The sequence below is a fragment of the Granulosicoccus sp. 3-233 genome (assembly GCF_052681095.1).
Genome location: NZ_JBQYLE010000003.1, coordinates 435734 through 459503, shown reverse-complemented (window position 1 = coordinate 459503; position 23770 = coordinate 435734). Strand labels below are relative to the sequence as shown.

At 57.5% G+C, this 23770-nt stretch carries 20 protein-coding genes and 1 tRNA gene; 11 read left to right on the top strand and 10 right to left on the bottom strand.

The window, feature by feature from the left end; all coding sequences use genetic code 11:
- Positions 1-91: 91 nt before the first annotated feature.
- From hrcA to dnaJ, 4 genes are all read left to right on the top strand, one after another.
- Complete coding sequence (hrcA, locus tag ACUNV4_RS11340; RefSeq protein ID WP_430878654.1) at positions 92-1150, top strand: heat-inducible transcriptional repressor HrcA; 1059 nt, start codon at positions 92-94, stop codon at positions 1148-1150.
- 51 nt (positions 1151-1201) lie between these two features.
- Complete coding sequence (grpE, locus tag ACUNV4_RS11335; protein ID WP_430878653.1) at positions 1202-1936, top strand: nucleotide exchange factor GrpE; 735 nt, start codon at positions 1202-1204, stop codon at positions 1934-1936.
- A 231-nt stretch (positions 1937-2167) separates the two neighbouring features.
- A complete protein-coding gene (gene dnaK, locus ACUNV4_RS11330; RefSeq protein ID WP_430878652.1) occupies positions 2168-4096 on the top strand; it encodes a molecular chaperone DnaK in 1929 nt (642 codons plus the stop codon).
- Positions 4097-4306: 210 nt separating this feature from the next.
- The gene (dnaJ, locus tag ACUNV4_RS11325; RefSeq protein WP_430878651.1) at positions 4307-5443 is read left to right on the top strand and encodes a molecular chaperone DnaJ; all 1137 of its coding nucleotides are present in this window, start codon (positions 4307-4309) and stop codon (positions 5441-5443) included.
- A 96-nt stretch (positions 5444-5539) separates the two neighbouring features.
- Here dnaJ and ACUNV4_RS11320 read toward each other — a convergent pair whose 3' ends face one another.
- The 8 genes from ACUNV4_RS11320 to ACUNV4_RS11285 all read right to left on the bottom strand — a co-directional run bounded on the left by ACUNV4_RS11320 (position 5540) and on the right by ACUNV4_RS11285 (position 15393).
- Positions 5540-6397, bottom strand: coding sequence for a DMT family transporter (locus tag ACUNV4_RS11320; RefSeq protein WP_430878650.1), 858 nt, complete (start codon positions 6395-6397; stop codon positions 5540-5542).
- 139 nt (positions 6398-6536) lie between these two features.
- Positions 6537-7883, bottom strand: coding sequence for a c-type cytochrome biogenesis protein CcmI (gene ccmI, locus ACUNV4_RS11315; protein ID WP_430878649.1), 1347 nt, complete (start codon positions 7881-7883; stop codon positions 6537-6539).
- A 134-nt stretch (positions 7884-8017) separates the two neighbouring features.
- Entirely contained in the window at positions 8018-8437 is a 420-nt protein-coding gene (locus ACUNV4_RS11310) for a VOC family protein (protein WP_430878648.1), read from the bottom strand.
- Positions 8438-8515: 78 nt separating this feature from the next.
- Positions 8516-8932, bottom strand: a complete 417-nt coding sequence (mce, locus tag ACUNV4_RS11305) for a methylmalonyl-CoA epimerase (RefSeq protein ID WP_430878647.1) — start codon at positions 8930-8932, stop codon at positions 8516-8518.
- A gap of 12 nt (positions 8933-8944) precedes the next feature.
- On the bottom strand, positions 8945-10972 hold the full coding sequence (locus tag ACUNV4_RS11300; RefSeq protein WP_430878646.1) for an acetyl-CoA carboxylase biotin carboxylase subunit: 2028 nt from the start codon (positions 10970-10972) through the stop codon (positions 8945-8947).
- 10 nt (positions 10973-10982) lie between these two features.
- On the bottom strand, positions 10983-12515 hold the full coding sequence (locus ACUNV4_RS11295) for an acyl-CoA carboxylase subunit beta (RefSeq protein ID WP_430878645.1): 1533 nt from the start codon (positions 12513-12515) through the stop codon (positions 10983-10985).
- The gene (locus ACUNV4_RS11290; RefSeq protein ID WP_430878644.1) at positions 12512-14413 is read right to left on the bottom strand and encodes a propionyl-CoA synthetase; all 1902 of its coding nucleotides are present in this window, start codon (positions 14411-14413) and stop codon (positions 12512-12514) included. Before ACUNV4_RS11290 ends, ACUNV4_RS11295 begins: the two co-directional genes overlap by 4 nt.
- 101 nt (positions 14414-14514) lie before the next feature.
- Positions 14515-15393: a choice-of-anchor H family protein gene (locus ACUNV4_RS11285; RefSeq protein WP_430878643.1), complete on the bottom strand. Its 879-nt coding sequence runs from the start codon at positions 15391-15393 to the stop codon at positions 14515-14517.
- 256 nt (positions 15394-15649) lie between these two features.
- On the opposite strand from ACUNV4_RS11285, the gene hfq reads away from it, so the two are divergent.
- The 7 genes from hfq (at position 15650) to ACUNV4_RS11250 (ending at position 22373) form a co-directional block, all read left to right on the top strand.
- Positions 15650-15892, top strand: coding sequence for an RNA chaperone Hfq (hfq, locus tag ACUNV4_RS11280; protein WP_430878642.1), 243 nt, complete (start codon positions 15650-15652; stop codon positions 15890-15892).
- A 62-nt stretch (positions 15893-15954) separates the two neighbouring features.
- Positions 15955-17316, top strand: a complete 1362-nt coding sequence (hflX, locus tag ACUNV4_RS11275; protein ID WP_430878641.1) for a ribosome rescue GTPase HflX — start codon at positions 15955-15957, stop codon at positions 17314-17316.
- Positions 17317-17355: 39 nt separating this feature from the next.
- Positions 17356-18567 (top strand): FtsH protease activity modulator HflK, encoded by a 1212-nt coding sequence (gene hflK / locus ACUNV4_RS11270; protein ID WP_430878640.1) that lies wholly within the window; start codon positions 17356-17358, stop codon positions 18565-18567.
- Entirely contained in the window at positions 18564-19448 is an 885-nt protein-coding gene (gene hflC / locus ACUNV4_RS11265) for a protease modulator HflC (protein ID WP_430878639.1), read from the top strand. The genes hflK and hflC overlap by 4 nt, the downstream gene beginning before the upstream one ends.
- Before the next feature lie 103 nt (positions 19449-19551).
- Complete coding sequence (locus tag ACUNV4_RS11260) at positions 19552-19737, top strand: DUF2065 domain-containing protein (RefSeq protein WP_430878638.1); 186 nt, start codon at positions 19552-19554, stop codon at positions 19735-19737.
- Positions 19738-19740: 3 nt separating this feature from the next.
- Entirely contained in the window at positions 19741-20961 is a 1221-nt protein-coding gene (locus ACUNV4_RS11255; RefSeq protein WP_430878637.1) for an ATP phosphoribosyltransferase regulatory subunit, read from the top strand.
- A 104-nt stretch (positions 20962-21065) separates the two neighbouring features.
- Positions 21066-22373, top strand: coding sequence for an adenylosuccinate synthase (locus tag ACUNV4_RS11250; protein WP_430878636.1), 1308 nt, complete (start codon positions 21066-21068; stop codon positions 22371-22373).
- 73 nt (positions 22374-22446) lie between these two features.
- On the opposite strand, the gene ACUNV4_RS11245 is transcribed toward ACUNV4_RS11250, so the two are convergent.
- Complete coding sequence (locus ACUNV4_RS11245) at positions 22447-23442, bottom strand: hypothetical protein (protein ID WP_430878635.1); 996 nt, start codon at positions 23440-23442, stop codon at positions 22447-22449.
- A 234-nt stretch (positions 23443-23676) separates the two neighbouring features.
- Positions 23677-23762: transfer RNA gene (locus tag ACUNV4_RS11240), tRNA-Leu, on the bottom strand.
- Positions 23763-23770 lie beyond the last annotated feature (8 nt).

Sequence of the window (23770 nt, the reverse complement as noted above, 5' to 3'; positions counted from 1 at the left end):
TTAGTTTATCGTTCTTGGTGCCATAGTGACGACTCTCGGGTACCCAATTGTCATATAGACCAGGAAAGCACTCTGAAGTGAGACAGATTTCATGACAGCCAACCCGGTGTATGAATTCACCGAGCGTGAACAGCACATACTGAAGCTGCTCGTCGATCACTATATCGAGCAGGGTACGCCTGTGGGATCAAGGACGATATCACGGCTTCCGGGTATCGATATCAGCGCTGCCTCGGTGCGTAACGTGATGGGTGATCTGGAACACATGGGCTTGTTGAAGTCTCCCCATACCTCGGCCGGCCGCGTGCCCACCTCCGCCGCCTTTCGTGTCTTTGTCGACAGCCTGCTGGAGGTCAAGCCGCCGGATGAAGGCACGGTCGAGCATATCCGCACCTTGCTGGATCCGTCCCTGAGCGATCAGGCTCTGGTCAAGATCGCCTCCAATTATCTGTCAGGATTCACTCGCATGGCGGGCATGGTGACGGTACCGCGGCGGGAGGAGAAGCCACTCAAGCAGGTGGAGTTCATGCCCCTGTCCGACAGGCGTGTTCTGGTGATACTGATCATCAGCGACGACGATATCCAGAACCGCATCATTCATGTGGAGCGGGATTATTCCAAGGATGAGCTCGCCGAGTTCGCGCGCGAGCTCAATGCCGTTTATCTGGGCCGTCCGCTGGTCGAGGTCAGGGATCGATTGCGCCAGGATCTGGAAAGTACCCGCAAGGACATGAGCAACTCCATGCAACGCATGATCGATGTTGCCGGGCAGGTCTTCGGGCCCGAAGAAGGTGATGACGACGAAGACAGCATGGTCATGGCTGGCGAGACCAATCTCATGGGACATGCCGATCTGGGGGATGTCGACAAGCTGCGCAGTCTGTTCGACGCGTTTCAGCAGAAGCGCGATATCTTCCATCTGCTCGAGCGCTGCATCTCGGCTGACGGCGTGCAGATATTCATTGGCCGTGAATCGGGCTATGACGCTCTCGGAGAATGCAGCGTGGTGACGGCACCGTATGAAATAAACGGTAAACTACTGGGTGTTCTCGGCGTTGTCGGCCCCAAGCGCATGTCCTATGCCCAGGTCATTCCAGTGGTGGATGTCACCTCCAGATTGCTCAGCGCCGCCTTGAACCTGCGCAATTAGCACCTACTATTGGCGCCAATACGTCCACTACTGCAAGAGAGTTTCAAATCAATGATGCCAGACAAGACTGAAGCGTCTGACAACGCGGTCAATGAATCGCTTGGCGACAAGGCAGCCGATATCAGCGACGACAGTGTGGTCAGTGAGCAGAATGGTGCTGCTTCCGTGGATAGTGATGCAACGGCAGCTGCCGACGCCGAGCAGGCGGCTTCCGGCAACGGCGAAGAACAGCCTGTCGGTGCCAATGCTGCAGACGAGAATGATCCCCTGGGTTTCGGTGATGAGCGCATGGGTACGCCGGAAGGCGAAGCCGACGACGAGCTCGGACAGTTGCGCGCCAGATTGGCCGAGGCGGAAGCTCAGGCTTCTGACCACTGGGACCGTCTGCTGCGTCTGCAGGCTGAAATGGAAAACCAGCGCAAGCGAGCTCAGAACGATGTGTCGAAAGCTCGCAAATTCGCCCTGGAAGGCATCGTCGGCGATCTGCTGCCGGTCAAGGACAGTCTGGAGATGGGACTGGCTGCGGCCCAGGCTGAAGATGCAGACCCCGAGGCCCTCATCAAGGGTGCGGATCTGACGCTGAAGATGCTCGCTCAGGTGTTCGAGAAGAACAACATCGTCGAGATCAATCCGGTTGACGAGAAATTCGACCCGGAATTTCATCAGGCGATGTCCATGCAGGAGATCGAAGGCAAGCCGTCCAACACGGTTACTTCGGTCATGCAGAAGGGCTACACATTGAACGAACGGCTGGTGCGACCGGCTCTGGTCATGGTGGCCAAGTAGCCACCGGCCAAAGGCTGTGGCAGATTGCCCGGCCTGCTCTGTAAGGTCCTGTTCCTGCAACAGAAAGTCAGCCCGGAACAGGGCTGTACAGGCGACCGGCTCAATGCCACTAATTGGTTGACAGCTATTGAATTTCGGTTCGGCCGCCACATCATGATTGCAACGAACAGAATGCCTCTCAGAGGGTTCTGGCTTTCCAAAAATCTGATCTTAAAGTAAAGGATTCAAAACATGGGTACCATTATCGGAATCGACCTTGGCACGACGAATTCGTGTGTCGCGGTCATGGAAGGGGGCAAGCCCCGAGTCATAGAAAACGCTGAAGGCGATCGTACTACGCCATCCATCGTGGCCTTCGCTGACGACGGCGAAGTCATTGTCGGTCAGCCCGCCAAACGTCAGGCGGTAACCAACCCCAACAACACGCTGTACGCGGTCAAGCGTCTGATCGGTCGTCGTTTCGATGAAGAGGCCGTGCAGAAGGATATCGAGCTTGTCCCGTACAAGATCATCAAGGCCGACAACGGCGACGCCTGGGTAGAAGCTGCCGGCAAGGGCATGGCTCCCCCGGAAGTCTCCGCACGCATCCTGATGAAAATGAAGCAGACGGCCGAAGAATACCTGGGTGAAACGGTCACTGAAGCCGTCATCACGGTGCCAGCCTATTTCAACGATTCGCAGCGCCAGGCTACCAAGGACGCCGGCCGTATCGCCGGGCTTGAAGTCAAGCGCATCATCAACGAGCCAACCGCAGCAGCCCTTGCCTATGGCATGGACAAGCAGCGCGGTAACAAGACGGTTGCGGTCTACGATCTGGGTGGCGGTACATTCGATATCTCCATCATCGAAATTGCAGAAGTCGATGGTGAACACCAGTTCGAAGTACTGTCAACCAATGGTGACACCTTCCTGGGTGGTGAGGATTTCGACAACCGTCTGATCGATTACCTCTCCGATGAATTCAAGAAGGAATCTGGTATCGATCTGCACAGCGATCCGCTGGCTCTGCAGCGTCTGAAGGAAGCCGCTGAAAAAGCCAAGATCGAACTGTCCAGCACTCAGCAGACCGACGTCAACCTGCCTTACATCACGGCTGACAGCTCCGGCCCCAAGCACCTGAACATCAAGGTGACTCGCGCCAAGCTGGAATCACTGGTCGAAGACCTGGTGCAGCGCACCATCGAGCCGTGCAAGCTGGCTCTGAAGGACGCCGGACTGTCTGCTTCCGAAATCCAGGATGTGATCATGGTCGGTGGCCAGACTCGCATGCCCAAGGTGCAGGAAACCGTCAAGAACTTCTTTGGCAAGGAACCTCGCAAGGACGTCAACCCTGACGAAGCCGTTGCCGTCGGTGCTGCCATCCAGGGTGGTGTACTGGGCGGACAGGTCAAGGACGTGCTGCTGCTCGACGTGACGCCTCTGTCTCTGGGTATCGAGACGCTGGGTGGTGTCATGACCAAGCTGATCGACAAGAACACGACCATTCCTACCAAGGCACAGCAGGTATTTTCCACTGCTGACGACAATCAGACAGCGGTTACCGTGCACGTGCTGCAGGGTGAGCGTGAAATCGCCAATGCCAACAAGTCTCTGGGTCGATTCGATCTGGCGGACATCCCACCGGCTCCACGGGGCGTACCGCAAATCGAGGTCATCTTCGACATCGACGCCAACGGCATCATGAATGTCTCGGCGAAGGACAAGGCAACCGGCAAGCAGCAGTCCATCGTGATCAAGGCGTCCAGTGGTCTGTCTGATGAAGAGATCGAGGCCATGGTGCGTGATGCTGAAGAGCACGCGGCTGACGATGCCAAGTTGCGCGGCCTGATCGACAAGCGCAACCAGGGTGAGCAGCTCATCCACGCGGCCGAGAAATCTCTGACCGATCTGGCCGATCAGATCGAAGAGAACGAGAAGAAGGACATCGAGGCCAAGATCAGCGAACTGCGTGAAGCCATTGCCGGTGATGATGAAGAAGTCATCGACACGAAACTGGCGGCACTGGGTGAGGCGACCGGGAAACTGGCAGAACGTGCCTACGCCAAGCAGAACGTCGATGGTGCGGCTGCTGAAGACGGCAAGCCGGCAGCGTCGAAGGATGGTGCTGACGATGCAGTCGATGCCGAATTCGAAGAAGTGAAGGAAGACAAAGCCTCGTGATGAGGGTCCAGATCACCACACCGTGATCCGGATGCTAGAAGGTCGGAAGTCTGATTGGTCGTTTTGAGAAAGTGCTCCGGCACCGATTGAACAGCTGATCATGACTTTCGACCTTTTTGTCGTTTATTCTTGTCAGTTTTTTGTTCCACTATTTTTCGGGCTCGGATGTTTCCTTCGAGTCCCGGTATCGTTACATCAGGTCGATAATTCATGGCGCAGCGGGATTACTACGAGGTTTTGGGCGTGTCGAAAGACGTGTCCGAAGCAGAACTGAAAAAGGCTTATCGCCGACTTGCGATGAAATTTCATCCCGATCGCAATCCGGACGATGAGGCAGCTACCGAGAAGTTCAAGGAAGCCAAGGAAGCCTTCGAGGTTCTGAAAGACAGAGAAAAACGAGCCGCTTACGATCAATTCGGTCATGCCGGGGTCAACAACCAGCCCGGCGGTGGTGGATTCGGCGGTGGCGCTGACATCAATGACATCTTCGGTGATGTCTTTGGCGATATCTTTGGTGGTGGGCGTCGAGGCGGCGGTGGCGCCCGTGTCTATCGTGGAGACGACCTGCAGTACAACCTGGAAATCAGTCTCGAAGAAGCGGTGTCCGGGACTTCCACCGAGATCAAGATTCCGACCATGGTCGGGTGTGATGTCTGTGACGGCAGCGGTGCCAAGCGTGGTACCTCCCCATCCACATGCTCTACCTGTCACGGTGTGGGTCAGGTTCGCATGCAACAGGGCTTTTTCTCCGTGCAACAGACCTGCCCGGCGTGCCGCGGCAAGGGAAAGGTCATTACCGATCCTTGTCCCAAATGCCGAGGTCAGGGCAGAATCCAGAAGGAAAAGACACTGTCCGTGAAGATTCCGGCAGGTGTCGACACCGGTGACAAGATACGTCTTTCCGGTGAGGGTGAGGCCAGTGACAGTGGTGGTCCGGCAGGCGATCTCTACGTGGCCATCGTGGTCAAGTCGCATCCGATATTCCAGCGCGATGGCGCTGATCTGCTCTGCACGGTGCCGATCAATTTTGCAACCGCGGCTATCGGCGGTGAACTCGAAGTGCCAACCCTGGATGGTCGCGTCAAGCTGAAGGTACCTGCCGGTACGCAGACCGAGAAGACATTCCGTTTGCGAGGCAAGGGTGTCAAGCCGGTGCGTGGAGGCGCCGTAGGTGATCTGCTGGCCAAGGTTCGGGTAGAAACCCCTGTGAATCTGAGCAAGGAGCAGAGTGATCTGCTGATGCAGTTCCATGACATGATCAGCGGTGACAATGCGAAAAAGCACAGTCCGCAGGCGCACAGCTGGCTGGGTGGCGTGAAGAAATTCTTCGACGAGCTTCGCGGTTGATTGCAGCCTCCAACGCTCCTGCAAGCAGTTCTCTCGAGCGGCTGACGCTCGAGAGAACTGTCTGGTCACAGAGGACAGTCTGATCGCGGAGGGATGTCAGGCAGCTTGCGTCTCGTTGATTCTCTCGCGATAGACGATGTACAAGCCGCTGCCGATGACGATGGTGGCCCCGATCGTCGTACTCATGGGTGGCGCGATCTGCCAGATGAGCAGATCAAAGGCGAGTGCCCACAGTACTGCCGTGTATTCAAAGGGCGCGATCAGCGATGCTTCGGCGAGGCTGACTGCGAGCGTCATCAGATGGTGACCCGACACGGCGAACAATGCCAGACACAGCAGCAGTCCATATTGTTCCAGAGGCTGCGGTTGCCAGAAGAATGGCAGCAGGCTCAGGCTCATCACGCCGACTGTCAGATTGAAGCTGAATACCAGGGATGACACCGATTCGGTCTCGGACAGATAGCGGCCGCAGATGAACAGAATGGCGTAGGCAAGGCTTCCCGTCAGAATCAGTGCATAGCCCAGCAGATCGCCGCCCCCCTTGGGGCCGATCACCACCATGACCCCGATGAATCCGGTCAGGATGGAAGCCCATCGATGGACGCCGACTTGCTCTCCGAGAAAGATGATGGACAGGATGGTGATGAGGAAGATGGCCGAAAAGGAAACCGTTACGGCATCCGTCAGCGGAACGAATTGAATACCCAGAAAAAAGGACAGTGGTGCGACGAAGCCTATCAGTCCCCGGCAGAGATGCCATAGCGGGCGAGTGGGTCTGAGTGAGCCCAGTTTTCCCCTGACGGCAAATACCGTCAGCAACAGGGGGATGATGATGAGGCTGCGCAGAGCCAGGATCTGAACCGCCGGCATGCCACCTTGCATCAATATCTTGGCGATGGCATCCATCCCGGATAACAGGCCGATGGCGATCAGCATGAGTGCGATTCCTTGCATCGGCTTTCCGAAGGGGCTGCGATCAGTGTTGCATCATATCAACAGTTCGAGCGGGGGGTCTGTTTACAATGCGCAACCCCGGTGTTCAGGGGGGACTGTTGTTCGATGGTCAGCGTTTTTCAATGCGCAACCCCGGTGCTCAGGGGGTCTGTTGTTCGATGGTCAGCGTTAGTTCATCGGTGTCCGCCACGAGGATTTCGGAGACTTCGCCAAACCAGTCCCCGCTTTGTGCCAGCGCATTGCCCGACGCTGAAACACGGGCCCCAACGGTGACGCTGGGATAGGACGACAGTGTCATGCCGGGAATCATTGCCATGGAATCGTCCAGCGTGATCGTGATGGGCAGGTCACTGACAGCGACTCGTCTTGCAGCCAGTGGCATGGGCGGGCCTTCGCTGGCACGTGCGTAGATGAAGACGGCACTGTCCGCCGAGACCGCATTCAAGGCAGCTTCACTCAGTGACACGCTGACGCGGATGCTGGCCTCGTTGTTGGTGGCTGTCGTGCCGTTGGTGGAATCGTCTGTAGACGCGGTCGATGGCGCATCGATCGTGCCTGCAGTGTCTGCAATGCCAGCTGTGCCTGATGTGCCTGATGTGCCTGTCTCGGAAGGAGCATCCGCGCCGACGGCCGGTGATTGCGTGTCGGTGTTTGCGGACAGCGCCGCGAGCGAACGGCTGCGCATCTGATCGATGGTGGCCAGAGCGTCAGGGTTGTCCCGAGACATGGCGGTCAGCCGATCAAAACCTTGCAGGGCTGCCTCATGATCGCCGGCTTGCTGCCGTGCGATGGCCAACAGCCAGAGTGTGTGCTCGTGGTCGGGGTCCAGGGCGTTGGCACGTTCGAGGTAGCTCAGCGGTTCACCGGCCAGATCACCGTCCTGTTGCATGGCGATCGACTCGGAGAGCTGAGCCAGAGTGGCGACGTCGTCTTCATCCAGGGCGAGGGCTCTTTCGAAGGCGCTGCGAGCCCGGGCGAATTCATTGACCGACAGATAACTGCGGCCAAGCAATCGCCAGCCTTCGATGTCATCGGGCGAGGTGGCCAGGCGTTGTTCGAGTTGTGGCAGCAGATCGGCCAATGCCGGCGCCTGTGCGTTCGCAGCCGGCTGCGGTGCATCAACCTGAGTGATCGCCGTCGGGTTGCCCAGTTGCAGGTACAGGGCACCCGCGGCCACCGGAACAAAGATGGCGACCACGACTGCAGCAGCGATATTGCCGGTCTTGCGCGTCGCCTTGCGTTCGCTCTCGAGCTTCAGGTCCGATGCCAGATCGTATTCGAGCTGCTCGCGTTCATAATCATGGCTCGCCTGGTCGATCGAGCCATCCGCCAATGCATCATCGAGCACCTGGCGTCGCTCGCGTGCCAGGGTGATATTGACTGCCTCCTGATCCGTGCTCGAATGGCCCGAACGGAACAGGCCGTACAGTAGCCATGCGAGGCATAACGCAACCAGCAGGGCTGCGGAGATGAAGAACATGATCATGCTGGGATCCGTACAGTCTCTGGCGGTGATCTGGGACGTGGGCCGAGGCCTTGACCGCAGATGCGATCAGGCAATTTTACAGCTTAATGCTCTGCAGGTGCCTCAGCGGTCACGGTGTGGAATACAGTGTGACATCAGGCAGGCTGTATAAGATCCCAGAGATTACCGTATAAATCCTGAAATACCGCTATGGTGCCGTAAACCTCTTCGCGCGGCTCTTCATTGAAGATGACGCCGGCTTTGCTCATGGCCTGGTAGTCTTGCCAGAAGTCGTCCGTATGCAGAAAGAACATGACACGCCCGCCGGCCTGATTGCCGACGGCCTGAATCTGCTTCTCGCCACTGGCCCTGGCCAGCAACAGCGTGGCACCGCCACCACGGCCGCTGCTTGCCGGTTCTGATGAACCCCCTCCCGGGCTGATCAGGACCCAGCGCTTGCCGTCATCGCCCAGAGCGCTGTCCTCCAGCAGGCTGAAGCCCAGTTTCCGAATATAGAAGGCAATGGCTTCATCGTAGTCGTGTACCAGCAGGCTGATGGTGTTGATCGAGCGCATCTACGGATATCCGGTGAGGGGAGGATGTGTCTGCCGTGAAGACGAGTGACGAAAAGTCATCCTTAGAAGTGCGGTTGATCAAGCCTCGGGCTTGACCTCTTCCAACTCGATCAGGGTACCGTGAAAGTCTCCCGGGTGCATGAACAGTACAGGGTTTCCATGCGCACCGATTTTGGGTTCACCATTGCCGAGAATGCGTGCCCCCTTGGCAATCAGATCATCGCGGGCCTCGACGATATCCTCGACTTCAAGGCAGATGTGATGCATGCCACCACCTACGTGCTTTTCCAGAAAACGGCTGACTGGGGAGCCGTCGCCGAGCGGTTCGAGCAATTCGATACGGGTGTTGGGCAGATCGATGAACACGACCGTCACGCCGTGCTCGGGCAGGGCTTGTGGCTCTGACAGTTGTGCACCCAGCATGTGTTGCCAGCTACTGCAGGCGGCGTCCAGGTCGGCGACGACCAGGGCCACGTGATTGAGTCTTCCTATCATGCTCGTTACGTCCTATTCGAATTCCATGATGACAGCGTCGACTGCCAGACTGTCGCCTATTCCGGCAACGATATCCGATACTGTGCCATCGACACTGGCCGTCAGGGTGTTTTCCATTTTCATGGCCTCGATGATGGCCAGGTCCTGACCGGCGGTGACCTTGTCCCCCTTTTCAACCAGAATCTTCATCAGCAATCCGGGCATGGGAGAGAGCAGATAGCGTGACAGATCCTGCGATTGCCTGACAGGCATGTGTTCCATCAGGTCGGCAATGTGTGGTTCAAGCACCATGAACTCCCGGACAGAACCTCCCTGACTCAATCGCCACCAGTTGCCGTCGCGCTCGACCCCGACACGGATGTCGATGTCATCAATGGAACCTTCGAACAACCAGTCTCCCGGCTGCCAGTGGGTGATGATACTCGTCAAGCGGTTCATCGACACATCATGGCGAACCTCGGCGGAGATGACCGAGAGTACTTCCTCCAGTTCGTCCGACGATTCGATGCGGGTTTCCAGGTCCTCACCCAGAGCCGTCATCACCGATGAACGTGACACCATGGGGGCGTCCACGACCTTGCGATCTCGCAGTCGACTGCGCCACTCGATCCAGGCAGCGACCATTGGCAGGATCTCGAAGGTCTCACCTTCATGCTTGCGACTGTCGAAACCTTCCGGGAAATGGTCGTCGATGAAGCGTGTTGTCAGATCGCCCGCCTGCAGGGCCGGGTGGGCAAACAGGGCTGCCAGGAAGGGCAGGTTGCTCTGAACCCCTCGAATGCGATAGCTGTCAATGGCTTGCTGCATGTGTTCGATGGCCTGCTGACGATCAGGTGCCCAGGTGACAAGCTTGGCAATCATCGGGTCGTAGAACATCGAGATCTCGCCGCCGGCGTCAATGCCGGTATCGACGCGAGTGTAGGCACCGTTCTCACGCACCCCGGTGTCCGGCGGGGCATAATGGGTGATACGCCCGGTGGATGGCAGGAAGCCGCGATCCGGATCTTCGGCATAGACACGCGCCTCGAACGACCAGCCATTGATCTGCACGTCTTCCTGCGTCAGAGGCAGAGGTTCTCCGGCGGCAACCTGAATCATCAGTTCTACAAGGTCGACACCGGTTATGCATTCGGTCACCGGGTGCTCTACCTGCAACCTTGTGTTCATTTCCAGAAAGTAGAAATTCTCCTGCGCATCAACGATGAATTCGACGGTGCCTGCGGAGCAATAGTCTACCGCTGCAGCCAGTGCGACTGCCTGCTCTCCCATGGCCTTGCGCGTTGCATCACTGATGAAGGACGAGGGAGCCTCTTCGATGACCTTCTGATGGCGTCTCTGTATGGAACATTCGCGCTCTCCCAGATAGATGCAATTGCCGTGAGCATCGGCGATCAGCTGGATTTCGATATGCCGTGGCTGTTCGATGAATTTCTCCACGAACACGCGATCATCGCCGAAGGCGTTGCGCGCCTCGTTCTGAGCGGCAATGAATCCGTCGCGTACCTCATCGAGGGTATTGGCAACCCGCATGCCCTTGCCGCCACCGCCAGCGGATGCCTTGAGCATGACCGGACAGCCGATCCGGGCCGCTACTTCATGGGCCTGGTCGGCATTGTCCATCGCATCGGGGTGCCCGGGCACCGTGTTGACACCGGCAGAATCAGCGAGCTTCTTCGACTCGATCTTGTCTCCCATGACCTCCATGGCCTTGACGCCGGGGCCGATGAAGATGATGCCAGCCTCTTCCAGTGCCGTGGCGAAACGGGCGTTTTCGGACAGGAAGCCGAATCCCGGGTGCACGGCATCGGCGCCGGTCTGCCTGACGGCATCGACAATGGCTTCGATACGCAGATAACTGTCCGCGGAGGCATTGCCACCGATGTGGACCGCTTCATCTGCCTGGCGTACATGCAGTGCCTTTGCATCGGCATCGGAGTAGACGGCAACGGTTGCGATGCCCAGACGCCTGGCTGTACGAATGACGCGACAGGCGATCTCGCCACGATTGGCGATGAGTATTTTCCGGATTTCAGTCTTCATCGCAATCGCCTCAGAGGGGAATGTTGTCGTGTTTCTTCCACGGATTGTCCAGCTGTTTGCTGCGCAGCATGTCCAGATCGCGGCAGATATGTGCACGGGTACTGTGCGGCATGATCACGTCATCGATGAATCCCAGTCTGCCGGCCACGAAGGGATTGGCAAATTTCTCGCGGTACTCGTTCGTACGTGCCTCGATGCGTTCGGGGTCGTTGCGATCGGCCCTGAAGATGATTTCCACCGCCCCCTTGGGGCCCATGACAGCTATCTCGGCAGTCGGGAAGGCATAGTTGATGTCACCGCGCAGGTGCTTGGATGACATGACGTCATAGGCGCCACCATAGGCCTTGCGTGTGATGACCGTGATCTTCGGCACGGTTGCCTCTCCATAGGCAAACAGCAGTTTGGCGCCATGCTTGATGATGCCACCGTATTCCTGGGCGGTGCCTGGCAGAAATCCCGGCACATCGACAAAGGTCACGATCGGAATCGAGAAGGCGTCGCAGAAACGCACGAAGCGTGCTGCCTTGCGGCTGGCATTGATATCCAGACATCCGGCAAGAATCATGGGCTGATTGGCCACGAAGCCCACGGTTTCGCCATTCATGCGGCCCAGGCCTATGACGATATTGGCGGCGAAATCGGCCTGTATTTCGAAGAAGTCCTCTTCGTCACAGACTCGACTGACCAGTTCCCGAATGTCATAGGGCAGGTTGGGGTTCTCGGGAACGAGTGTGTCCAGCGCGGGGATCTGACGTGCCGGATCGTCTCCGCTATCGCGTCTGGGCGCCGGTTCCCGATTGTTCGACGGCAGAAAATGCAGAAAGCGGCGCACTTGCAGTAATGCTTCGATGTCATTGTCGAAGGCTGCATCGGCCACCGAGCTCTTGCTGGTGTGTGTGCCGGCACCGCCAAGTTCTTCCTGAGTGACTTCTTCATGCGTTACGGTCTTGACCACCTCCGGTCCGGTGACGAACATGTAGGACGTATCGCGAACCATGAAGATGAAATCCGTCATGGCGGGGGAATAGACCGCGCCGCCAGCGCAGGGTCCCATGACCAGGGAGATCTGCGGAATCACACCGGATGCCAGGATGTTTTTCTGGAAGACATCGGCATACCCTCCCAGAGAAGCCACACCTTCCTGGATACGCGCACCACCGGAATCATTGATGCCGACTACCGGGGCCTGGACCTTCATGGCATGGTCCATCAGCTTGCAGATCTTGCGGGCATGCGCCGCCGACAGCGAGCCGCCGAGTACCGTGAAATCCTGACTGAAGGCGAATACCAGCCGTCCGTCGACACGGCCGTAGCCGATAACGACACCGTCACCGGGGACACGGTTGTCCTGCATGCCGAAATCGTGGCAATCGTGTTCGACGAACATGTCCCACTCGCGAAAGGTGTGGGCGTCGAACAGTACGGCCAATCGTTCGCGAGCCGTCAGCTTGCCCTTGGCGTGCTGCGCATCGACACGTTTCTCGCCACCACCGGCAAGAGCCGCTGCCCGCATGTGTTCAAGTCGTGAATGGATGGTGCTCATTGTGGTTTCCTTGCCAGTCCAAGCGAGCGCAGGCTCTGGGTGATGTCATCCAGCACGGTGGGGTCCTCTATGGTTGCGGGCATGTTCCAGTCGGTAGAGTCGGCGATGGCACGTAGCGTTCCTCGCAGGATCTTGCCGGAACGGGTCTTGGGTAGCCTGTCGACGATGGCGACGAGCTTGAAGGCGGCAACCGGTCCGATGTCGTTACGCACTTGCTGGATCAGTTCGGCACTCAGATCTTCGTGCGATCGGGTGCAGCCGTCGTTGAGTATGACCAGTCCCACGGGCAATTGTCCCTTGAGTTCATCACGGACTCCCATGACTGCACACTCGGCAACGTCCGGATGATTGGACAGGGCCTCTTCCATGGCACCGGTTGACAGACGATGACCGGCGACATTGATGACATCGTCGGTTCGCGCCATGACATACACATAGCCGTTCTCGTCGATGAAGCCTGCATCACCGGTTTCGTAATATCCGGGAAATCGATCGAAATAGGCTGAGCGGTATCGCTCTTCCGCCCCCCAGAGGTTGACGAAGGTTCCTGGTGGGAGGGGCAGTCTGACCACGATGGAGCCGATCTCGCCGTTGGGTACAGGCTGGGCATCGTTGTCCAGTATCTGTACGTCATAGCCGGGTACAGGCACGGACGGGGAGCCGGGTACGATCGGCAAGCGTTCGATTCCCTGGCAGTTGGCGCAGATGGAATAACCGGTTTCTGTCTGCCACCAGTGATCGATGACCGGAATACCCAGATTGCTGCCGGCCCAGTGCAGGGTGTCCGGGTCGCAGCGTTCACCGGCCAGAAAGAGCGTTTGCAGACTGGACAGGTCATGGTTTCCCATCAGTTCACCATTCGGATCGACGCGTTTTATTGCGCGAAAAGCCGTGGGGGCTGTAAACAGCACCTTGACGCGATGTTGTTCGATCACACGCCAGAAAGCAGCGGCGTCCGGTGTGCCCACCGGCTTGCCCTCATACATGACCGTCGTGCAGCCCATGAAAAGTGGGGCATAGATGATGTAGGAATGGCCAACGACCCAGCCGATGTCCGAGGCCGCCCAATAGACATCGCCGGGCTGAACATCGTAGATGGCTGACATGGTCCATTTGAGCGATACGACCGAGCCGCCTATGTCCTTGACGACACCCTTTGGCGATCCGGTGGTCCCGGAGGTGTACAGGATGTAGAGCGGGTCGGTGCTTTTCAGCGGTACGCAAGCTGCGGGGGTGGCGGACTCCATGGCAGCATGCCAGTCCTTGTCGCGACCATCCTGCATTTCCCAGTGAGCCTGCTCGCGCTGGAACACAATGCAACTGCTGACCGGCACGGAAGCCAGCTGAATGGCCTCGGAGACCAGTGGCTGATATTCCACCACCCGGCCGGGTTCGATGCCGCAGGATGCGCTGACGATTATTCCGGGGCTGCAGTCGTTGATACGCACTGCCAGCTCTCTGGCGGCAAAGCCGCCAAATACCACGCTGTGGATCGCACCGATTCGTGCGCAAGCCAGTACGGCGATGACCGCCTGCGGAATCATGGGCATGTAGATCAGTACCCGGTCACCGGGCTTGATGCCTTCGGATTGCAGGACACCGGCGAACTGCGCCACCTGATCACGCAATTGGCGATAGCTGAAGGTTGATTGGCTGTCCGTCAGGGGGCTGTCATGGATCAGGGCCGCCTGTTCGCCGCGACCGTTATCCACATGAACATCGAGTGCGTTGTAGCAGGCATTGATTTCGCCGTCGGCAAACCAGGTATTGAATGGTGACTGGCTGGTGTCGACGCCTTGCGTGGGCGCCTTGTACCAGTGAACATCCCGGGCTCGTTCCAGCCAGTAGGCGGATGGGTCTGTCAGCGAACGTTGATACTCTGCACGATAGTTGGCCATGGGGTGTAGCTTCCTCCAAGTCACCGGAACACGCTGTGGTGGGCAGCGATACGATCAGTATAAGTGCTCGTTTCGGAAAAGGCTCCCCCTGCACCCTCCCGCTACCGACCACCCTCGCGAGCGGCGGACTCGGGCATGCCAGCACGGGTTCTGCGTAGCAGCAGAGCCAGTGACCCAGCCAATACCATCAGCCAGCCGGCACTGCCTGCGCGGACAGCGACTTGAACATCATCGTTGTAGAAGGGCTCATCCGAACCGGGCCATTCATTCGTCGGTTCGTAGAAGCGGTCATCGTATTCGTTCGATTCCAGGGGCAAGGCGTGCAGATTGGAAAAATCGCTGGCATCGACCCTGTCCAGCGTCTGGTGGTTGTACGCATCGCGCAGTTCGATGATGAGATCGTAGTGATCTGGCACATGGTTGCTCAGCAGCTCGATGTCGATGCGGTATTCGTCGGCAGCTGATTGGCCGTAGAGCGGGAAGACGTGACTGATGTGCAGTCGTTCGACAGGATGCAAGGCCCGCTGCATATCGATTGACAGATAGACATCCGTATCGGTGTAGATGGAGTCGGCATCGACGCTCAGGCTGAAACCGGCAAAGTATGCGTCATCGTCCGCATCGTTGTACAGCAGCACACCGATGTCAGTGATCCAGGTGTCCTGAAGATACCAGTCATCCTGCAGGTGGCTGGCGGTCTGATTGGCGTTCTTGCGCCGAGTCAGGGCGGCGGCCGGGTCGGGTAGTGTGGGCAGGGACAAGGCTTCGCCGATCTGTGCCGCTGTCCATACCGGGCCTTCCTGACTGCGATAGGAACCGTCTGAAGCATCCGGCGCTGCCGTGTCGGCTACCGCGGGCTGCGCCAGGCCCAATGCAAGCAGCAGAGCACCGCTCAGGATTGTCAGTGAAGACCTCCTGGCATCGATGAGAGGATCCAGGGTGCGATTGGCAGCTGAAAGGGTATCTTGAATGCGAGTCATGGGGTCTGTTCCCGTGCGTTTGAGGCAGAATCGCAGGTTAATCAAGGCTCACTTAACCATGACTTAATGGGGCTCGGGTGCTGATGTACAGTGTGTTTCAGTGCTCGTCCGGGCACCAGTCATGCACATGTCATTGACACGACGCCGAGGTACAGGTCACAATCAGGGTTCTGTTCCCATACTGCCGAAGCCCTTGCGAGTCTGGAACCCGCACGGGCTTCTGCGTGAATAAGCACATCCCGTTAGGATATAAGAAATGGCGAAAGGGCAGTCTCTTCAGGAACCTTTCCTGAATACCTTGCGTAAAGAACGCATTCCCGTCTCGATCTACCTGGTTAACGGAATCAAGCTGCAAGGACAGATCGAGTCATTTGACCAATTCGTCGTTCTTCTCAAGAATACCGTCAATCAGATGGTCTACAAGCATGCCATTTCGACTGTCGTGCCCAGCCGGCCGGTGAAGATCGCCATGCCGGGCGATGAAGACAGCGACGAGTAACAGCCATCCGGGCGCTCTGCCATTTGTCAGGGGCCTAGCCCGGCAGAGGAGTCAGCCCCCGATTGTTTGATCGTCCCGACAGTGGAGACAATGCGCTCCTCGTACATATCGATATTGCGCAGTGGCGTAATGCCGCCGCGCGTTCCGGACACGGCCCCGTCGAACATGCGACGGATATCGACGACGAACGTGCGGAATTCATCGAGCTGGCAAGGTCTGCGGGTCTGAATGTCATGGATGTCGTGGTGGGGAGTCGTTCGAAGCCCTCTGCCCGCCATTTCATCGGTTCAGGCAAGATCGAGGAGATCAAGTTGCTGCTGGCCGAGCATGAGCCTGATGTCGTTCTGTTCGGCCAGACATTATCGCCCAGTCAGGAACGGAACCTCGAGAGCGAATTCAAGGTCAGAGTGCTGGATCGAAACAGTCTGATACTCGATATCTTTGCACAACGGGCGAGAACCTTCGAAGGCAAGTTGCAGGTCGAGCTGGCGCAACTGGTTCATCTGTCGACTCGGCTGGTTCGTGGCTGGACGCATCTGGAACGACAAAAGGGCGGTATCGGTCTGAGAGGGCCGGGTGAGACTCAGCTGGAAACCGATCGTCGTCTGCTCAATGAGCGGGTCAGGGTATTGAAGAAGCGGCTGGCGAAGGTCAGGCAGCAGCGAGAGCAGGGTCGCAGCAAGCGCGGCAAATCGGGCATTTCCACGGTTGCCCTGGTGGGTTACACGAACGCCGGTAAATCCACCTTGTTCAACCGGCTGACCGAGGAAACCGTCTATGCTGCCGATCAGCTGTTCGCGACGCTGGATCCGACGCTGAGGCGACTGGATCTGCCGGGTGGGGTCAGTGCGGTTCTGGCTGATACCGTCGGCTTCATTCGCGATCTGCCGCATGAGCTGGTGGATGCTTTTCGATCTACTTTGACCGAGACTCTTGAAGCTGATCTTTTACTGCATATTGTAGACGACAGCGATCCGGAACGAGAGCAGCGCAGGGATGACGTTGACAAGGTATTGCTCGGTATTGGTGCGGACAAGGTGCCGCAATTGATGGTGTTCAACAAGATTGATCTGTCGGGACATGCCGTACGTACCGAGCGATCGGAAAACAACATGACCCAGGCGGTCTGGCTGTCAGCTGCCACCGGCGAAGGGGTGGACGAGTTGATCACGGCAATCGGTGATCGGCTTTCCGTTCAGCGAACCAGCGGTTGGTTGCTGGTAGACCCATCGCAGGGGAGGCTCAGAGCGCAGCTGTATGCGGCGTCGGCTGTCCTGGAAGAGGTAACACAGGAAGATGGCAGCGTCAGTTTGCTGCTTGATATCGACACGACTGAATTTGCTCGAATTGCGCGCGAACATCAGTTGACAGACGAATCTATCGTGCCTGATAGCCGACCACTTGCGGTCAGTCATCGAGGTTAATAAAATCGCCGGCTAATCGGCTTTGGAGTAGAGAACCTTATGGCTTGGAATGAGCCAGGCGGAAACAACAATGACCCTTGGGGCAATCGCAACAAGGACTCAGGTGGACCGCCCGATCTGGATGAAGTATTCAAGAACCTGAAAAAATGGTTTGGTTCCGTTTCCGGCAACAAGGGCGGTAACGGCGGCTCTCCTCGTAGTGGTGGAGGTGGTGGACTGCCCGGTGGCAACATCGGCAGCAAGGGCATCGGGTTGATTCTGGGTATTGTCGGGATCGTCTGGCTGCTCTCCGGTATTTACGTCATTCAACCTGCGCAGGCGGGTGTCGTGACTCAGTTCGGGGCGTTTGTCAAAACCACCAATCCGGGTCCTCACTGGCGTCTGCCATGGCCTTTTCAGACCGTGGAAAAAGTTGAGGTCGAGGAGATTCGCAGCGCCAAGCTCACCAACCAGCAGATTCTGACGCAGGACGAGAACATCGTCGATATCGATCTGGCGGTGCAATACAACATCAAGAGCGCCGAGGACTATCTGTTCAATGTCCGTGGTCCGGACAGGACTCTGGAAGAGGTCGTCGAGAGTGCCCTGCGAGAAGTTGTCGGCTCTACCGTGCTCGAATCCGTGCTGACCACCGGTCGGGACGTCGTCTGGAATACCACACTCGACAATCTGCAGGCCGTGCTGGACTCCTATGAGGCCGGTATCTACATCACGGCAGTGAACCTCGAGCGCGCTCAGCCGCCAGAGGAAGTACAGGAAGCATTCTCCGATGCCATCAAGGCTCGAGAAGACAAGGAGCGATTCGTCAACGAGGCCCAGGCCTACAGTAACGAGGTTCTGCCGCGTGCTCGTGGTGACGCGCAGCGTGCCCTGGAAGAATCGGAAGCCTACAAATCACGTGTGGTGCAGGCAGCCATCGGTGAATCCGAACGTTTTCTGTCATTGCTGGGTGAATATACCAAGGCACCCGAGGTGACCCGGGAGCGACTGTATCTGGAAGCAATGGAAACCGTGTTCAGTCGAACCAACAAAGTGCTGATGGACGGTGGTGACGGCAACAGCCTGATGTATCTGCCGATTGATCAGCTGGTCAACAAATCACGCGATAATACCGATTCAGGTGCGCTTGGCGGAGAATCACCCTTGAACAGTCTGAGCAACGATTCTCCCCGTTTTTCAGACCTGCCAAATGAAATCAATCTGCCATCACGCGACGACATTCGATCACGTGATAGAGGGACTGTCCGATGAACCGTCTGGCCAATCCATTAGTACTCATTGGTATAGCGCTGTTGCTGCTGCTGGGCAGCTCGATGGTGTTTACCGTCGATGAGCGTGAGCGTGCCATCAAGCTGTTTCTGGGGGAAATCACCGAATCGGAATACGAGCCGGGTCTGCATTTCAAGATCCCGCTGGTCGAGCGCATCTACAAGTTCGATAGTCGAATACTGACTCTCGATGTGCAACCGGAACGCGTGCTGACCAACGAGAAGAAGAACCTGATCGTCGATTCCTTCATCAAGTGGCGTATCGAGGACACCGGCGTTTTCTATACGCGTCTGGGTGGTGTCGAGTCTCGGGCCAACAGCCGCCTCACTCAATTCGTTCGTGAAGGTGTCAAGGATGCCTTTGGTCAGCGAACCATCAAGGAAGTGGTGTCTTCGGCTCGTTCGAGCCTGCGTGAAGAGATACTGGCATCCGTGGATCGTCAGGCAGAAAACCTGGGTATCAAGATCGTCGATGTGCGCGTGAAGAAGGTGGAACTGCCGGGTGATGTTCGTGAATCCGTGTTCCGCAGAATGGAGCAGGATCGGGCCAAGATTGCCCGCGAGATTCGCTCTCAGGGTGAAGAGGAAGCCAAGAAGATTCGCGCTACCGCCGATCGTATTCGCGAAGAGTTGCTGGCGGAAGCCTATGCACGTGCCGAGCAGACCCGCGGTACGGGAGATGCGGAGTCGGCAAGAACCTATGCGGAAGCGTACACGAAGGACCCGGACTTCTACAGTCTGTATCGCAGTCTGAGCGCTTATCGTTCGGCATTCTCCGGCAGCGGGGATGTGATGCTGCTGAAGCCGGATTCCGAGTTCTTCAAGTACTTCAACGGTGCGACCATCACTCCTCCAACGGAGTGATAGCTGCCGAGACCAGCCTGACCGGTCTCCTGTCTGACCCCGTCCGCTGTCCGGCGACGGGGTCTTGCCTTGTCTGCCGTACCACTTTCATGCCATCGTAGTCATGCTTGTCGAGATACTCACTGCCGTCAGTCTGGTACTCGTACTCGAGGGCTTGCTGCCATTCATCAACCCGGCCGGATACAAGAACGCCATCCGTGTCATGCTGGAACAGCCCGATAGCCGCATGCGGATCATCGGCTTGTGCAGTATGATTGCGGGCGTCATCCTGCTAACACTAGTGCGCTGAGCTTTGAAAACCGCAAACGATCCGCGTACCGAACGCTGGCTGCTGCCCGATGGCGTCAATGAATTGATGCCGGAGGACGCCTGGCGCGTGGAAACCCTGCGCCGGCAGATCATGGACAACAACTATCGTTGGGGCTATGAGCTGGTAATGCCGCCGCTCATCGAGTATCTCGACAGTCTGTTGACCGGTACGGGTGAGACCCTGGATCTGGAGACCATCAAGTTCATTGATCAGCACAATGGACGTTCTCTGGGTGTTCGTGCCGACATGACGCCACAGGTTGCGCGTATCGACGCGCATGCCATGCGCAATGAATTGCCCAATCGGCTTTTCTATGTGGGAAGCGTCTTGCGCGCACGCAGCGACGGTGCCGGTGGCAGCCGTACACCTCTGCAGTTCGGTGCCGAACTGTTCGGGCATCCGGGGCCTGCCAGCGATGCGGAAATCATCCAGTTGATGCTCAACAATGTGTTGCTGTCAGGTGTAGGCAGCGAGGCGCTGCTGCTGGATCTGGGGCATGTCGGTGTCTTTCGTGGTCTGATTCAGGACACTGGCCTGGATGCAGAACTGTCGGAGGCACTGTTTCAGGTTCTGTTGCGTGGTTCCTTGCCGGAAATGCAGGAACTGCTCGAGGCTGCCAGCGTATCGGCAGAAGTGAGCCGCTATTTTCAGGATCTGGCAGGTCTTGCGGGGGAGAGTTCGGTCGTATTGCTCGAAGCCCGTGAGGCGCTGACGGGTGCCGGTTACGCGGTACAGGAGGCGCTCGACAACCTGCAGTCAGTAACCGATGCCGTCAAGGTCATCCATCCCGAGCTGGAGTTGCACATTGATCTGGCCGAGTTGCGTGGTTATCGGTACCATACCGGTATTGTCTTCACGCTCTACGACAAGGCCGGATTCGAGCTCGCCCGCGGTGGACGTTACGATGCCATTGGCGAGCTGTTTGGTCGCGCGCGACCTGCGACCGGATTCAGTGGTGATCTGATCAACCTGGCCTTGGCCGGGTACGCCAGAAGTGATGACATGGCCCCGGCAAACCGGGGCATCTGGGTGGATTCCACCATGGATCATGAATTATGGGTGCGGATTTGTCAGCTGAGGCAATCCGGAGAGCGGGTAGTGACGGCATTGGCGGGATCTTCCATGGCAGCCGTGGACTGCCAATGTGATCGCGTACTCGTTCATCGCGACGGAAGTTGGCAGATTGATGCCATCGAGTCGTGATTCAGCTTGCCTTGGTGATACGGTCGTGGGACGTATCGACATGTTCAGGCGGCGCAGCATTATCATAAACCCCATCAGTCAATAGAAATTCGAGACAGTAAGCTATGGCAAACAGTGTGCTCGTGCTTGGCACGCAATGGGGCGACGAAGGCAAAGGCAAATTTGTCGATGTCCTGACAGAACAGGCCTCTCTGGTGGTCCGCTTTCAGGGCGGTCACAACGCAGGACATACCCTGGTCATCGGTGAGGAGAAGACTGTCCTGCACCTGGTACCCAGTGGGGTATTGCGTGAAAACGTCATGTGTGTCATCGGTAATGGTGTGGTGGTATCACCGGAAGCACTGTTCAAGGAGATGGACATGCTGCGTGAGCGGGGTGTACCTGTCGAGAATCGCCTGCGAATCAGCGGTGCCTGTCCTCTGATCCTGCCGTATCACATCGCGCTGGACCAGGCGCGTGAGAAGGCGGCTGGCAAGCATGCCATTGGTACTACAGGGCGAGGTATCGGTCCGGCGTATGAAGACAAGGTCGCGCGGCGTGCCATTCGCGTACAGGATCTGCTGGTTCTCGAGCGGTTTGACGAAAAGGTGGACATTGCCTGTGCCTATCACAACGCCACACTGGTCGGGCATGGCATGCCGGAAGTGGATGCAGAAGCCATCAAGCGTGATGCGCGCGAGCAGGCTCGTCGCCTGGCTCCGCTGATTGACGACATACCGGGCATGATCGATTCACATCGTCGGGCAGGCAACCGCATCATGTTCGAAGGTGCGCAGGGAACCCTGCTGGATGTTGATCACGGCACCTACCCCTTTGTCACCTCATCCAACACGGTGGCCGGGGCCGCTTGCAGTGGTAGTGGGTGTGGCCCTGGCATGATCGATTACGTGCTGGGCATTACCAAGGCTTACACCACGCGTGTTGGCGCGGGTCCGTTCCCGACCGAGTTGTTCGATGACGTGGGCGAAGTGCTGGGTGAGCGAGGTAATGAATTCGGGGCCACCACGGGCAGACAGCGTCGGTGCGGCTGGTTTGATGCCGTGGCTGTACGCAGAGCGGCCATTCTCAATGGTGTCACGGGCTTGTGTCTGACCAAGCTGGATGTCATGGACACACTGGAGACCATCAGCATCTGTATCGGCTATGAACTCGATGGTCAGCAGATCGATCATCCTCCCATCGGCGCTGATGAATTCGATCGCTGCAAGCCGGTCTATGAATCCATGCCTGGCTGGAAATCGAACACCGAGGGTGCCACGGCCATGTCTGATCTGCCTGTCGAAGCGCAGAATTACATCCTGCGTCTGGAGGAGCTGACAGGAGTTCCGGTACATCTGGTATCAACAGGGCGCGAGCGTAACGAAAACATCGTGATCGAATGGCCCTACGGAGACCTGCCGGAATCGGTCTGATCGATCAGGCCTGATGTCGTTCCTGCAGCGCGTGTCGATGCGCTGCAGGAATGTATCACCTTGTGTTGTCCCTTCAGGCTTCTTCGACCTCTGTTCTGGGCGCAGTGGGTAGGGTCGAGAGAGCGTTGTCCAGCTGGCGCTTGACCTTGTCCAGGTCCTTCTCGAGTCGCTGCCGTTCGGCTCGTTCGCGACGCGCGATCTTTTCCGCAATTCTCTGTCCATGTCGCGCATGGCGCATTACCGATATTGCGTCCTTGACCACGACCTTCGTTCTGTCGTGTGCCTGTTTCTCGGCGTCGATAACCGCCTTTTGTGCAATGACAAGCTTCTGCAGCTTCATCTTGTCGGACCGCAGCCTGACAACCATCTCGGCCAGTTCCGCGCTGCTTCTGGCTGGCAGGTTTTCGCGTGAATAGTCCCGGATGGCAGGTTCTTCCAGAATTCCCTCTCGGGCTATGGCGATGGCCTTCTCCAGTGGATTGAAAGCCTCTCCGGGTGAACTGCCCGAGTTGGAAGAATATTCTTCGTTGCCGATATCGTGAAAGTCGACGAGCTCGTCGAGCGTCTCCAGTTGTTCTCCGACGCTGAGAGTCTGGTCGAGCGCCGACTCATTGCTCTCGCTTTCCTGACTGTGCAGGCTGGTGGCCGCCATTGCGTTGTTGTCCTGCAGTGTCTTCTCGCGGCCTGGCAAGTCGCCTGTCGCTTCTGTGGTCGTGTCTTTGGTCTCTGCAGAGTGTTCATGCCGCTCATCATCCGCGTGAGACTGTTTGCTGCTGCCAGAGGTCAGGCGCACATACAGTGCGTAGATTGCAAACGGAATCATCAGGGCGGTGGCAATGAGGACTCCCTGAACCAGAGAAGGTAGTCCGGGTAGTGGCCAGAACCTGGTGATTGCCGTTGCCACAAGCAGACTGACGACGAGAGCGCGAAAGAACAGCACTCGACTTCGTATCCGTCGCTGAAAGCGTCTGGATCTGTATTGGAGATTGCCTCTGACTGTGACGAGTGATCCTTGCAGCAGAATCACGAAAGCCAGAGCCGGTAGCAAATACAAGGCAGAAAACGTCATGTTCAGATGTCCCTGTTCTGAATCGGTGGCGCATGGACCCCGACAGAACGATCTGCAGAATAGGGCCCTCGGACAGCCATGCATCAGATGGATCGATTGGCAAGGATCCAGATGTTACATTCGAGGGGTCAGGCTGCGATTGTAGCGCCTGTTGACGTGAAGGTGTGGGAGTTGAGACCTGATGGTCAATTTCAGGCTGTTGATTACCTGATGCACGCTCCTTGATGAAGAGCGTGGTGCCGAGAAGAGGACTTGAACCTCCACATCCAAAGGATACATGCACCTGAAGCATGCGCGTCTACCAATTCCGCCACCTCGGCCCGAAGTG

What these genes read in the sequence shown, in the direction of transcription:
- grpE (WP_430878653.1), top strand. Translation starts at nt 1,202, where the DNA reads ATGATGCCAGACAAGACTGAAGCGTCTGACAACGCGGTCAATGAATCG.
- ACUNV4_RS11295 (WP_430878645.1), bottom strand. Translation starts at nt 12,515, where the DNA reads ATGAGCACCATCCATTCACGACTTGAACACATGCGGGCAGCGGCTCTT.
- ACUNV4_RS11290 (WP_430878644.1), bottom strand. Translation starts at nt 14,413, where the DNA reads ATGGCCAACTATCGTGCAGAGTATCAACGTTCGCTGACAGACCCATCC.
- ACUNV4_RS11320 (WP_430878650.1), bottom strand. Translation starts at nt 6,397, where the DNA reads ATGCAAGGAATCGCACTCATGCTGATCGCCATCGGCCTGTTATCCGGG.
- hfq (WP_430878642.1), top strand. Translation starts at nt 15,650, where the DNA reads ATGGCGAAAGGGCAGTCTCTTCAGGAACCTTTCCTGAATACCTTGCGT.
- hrcA (WP_430878654.1), top strand. Translation starts at nt 92, where the DNA reads ATGACAGCCAACCCGGTGTATGAATTCACCGAGCGTGAACAGCACATA.
- dnaK (WP_430878652.1), top strand. Translation starts at nt 2,168, where the DNA reads ATGGGTACCATTATCGGAATCGACCTTGGCACGACGAATTCGTGTGTC.
- ACUNV4_RS11245 (WP_430878635.1), bottom strand. Translation starts at nt 23,442, where the DNA reads ATGACGTTTTCTGCCTTGTATTTGCTACCGGCTCTGGCTTTCGTGATT.
- ACUNV4_RS11260 (WP_430878638.1), top strand. Translation starts at nt 19,552, where the DNA reads ATGCTTGTCGAGATACTCACTGCCGTCAGTCTGGTACTCGTACTCGAG.
- ACUNV4_RS11285 (WP_430878643.1), bottom strand. Translation starts at nt 15,393, where the DNA reads ATGACTCGCATTCAAGATACCCTTTCAGCTGCCAATCGCACCCTGGAT.
- ACUNV4_RS11300 (WP_430878646.1), bottom strand. Translation starts at nt 10,972, where the DNA reads ATGAAGACTGAAATCCGGAAAATACTCATCGCCAATCGTGGCGAGATC.
- ccmI (WP_430878649.1), bottom strand. Translation starts at nt 7,883, where the DNA reads ATGATCATGTTCTTCATCTCCGCAGCCCTGCTGGTTGCGTTATGCCTC.
- mce (WP_430878647.1), bottom strand. Translation starts at nt 8,932, where the DNA reads ATGATAGGAAGACTCAATCACGTGGCCCTGGTCGTCGCCGACCTGGAC.
- hflC (WP_430878639.1), top strand. Translation starts at nt 18,564, where the DNA reads ATGAACCGTCTGGCCAATCCATTAGTACTCATTGGTATAGCGCTGTTG.
- dnaJ (WP_430878651.1), top strand. Translation starts at nt 4,307, where the DNA reads ATGGCGCAGCGGGATTACTACGAGGTTTTGGGCGTGTCGAAAGACGTG.
- hflK (WP_430878640.1), top strand. Translation starts at nt 17,356, where the DNA reads ATGGCTTGGAATGAGCCAGGCGGAAACAACAATGACCCTTGGGGCAAT.
- ACUNV4_RS11310 (WP_430878648.1), bottom strand. Translation starts at nt 8,437, where the DNA reads ATGCGCTCGATCAACACCATCAGCCTGCTGGTACACGACTACGATGAA.
- ACUNV4_RS11250 (WP_430878636.1), top strand. Translation starts at nt 21,066, where the DNA reads ATGGCAAACAGTGTGCTCGTGCTTGGCACGCAATGGGGCGACGAAGGC.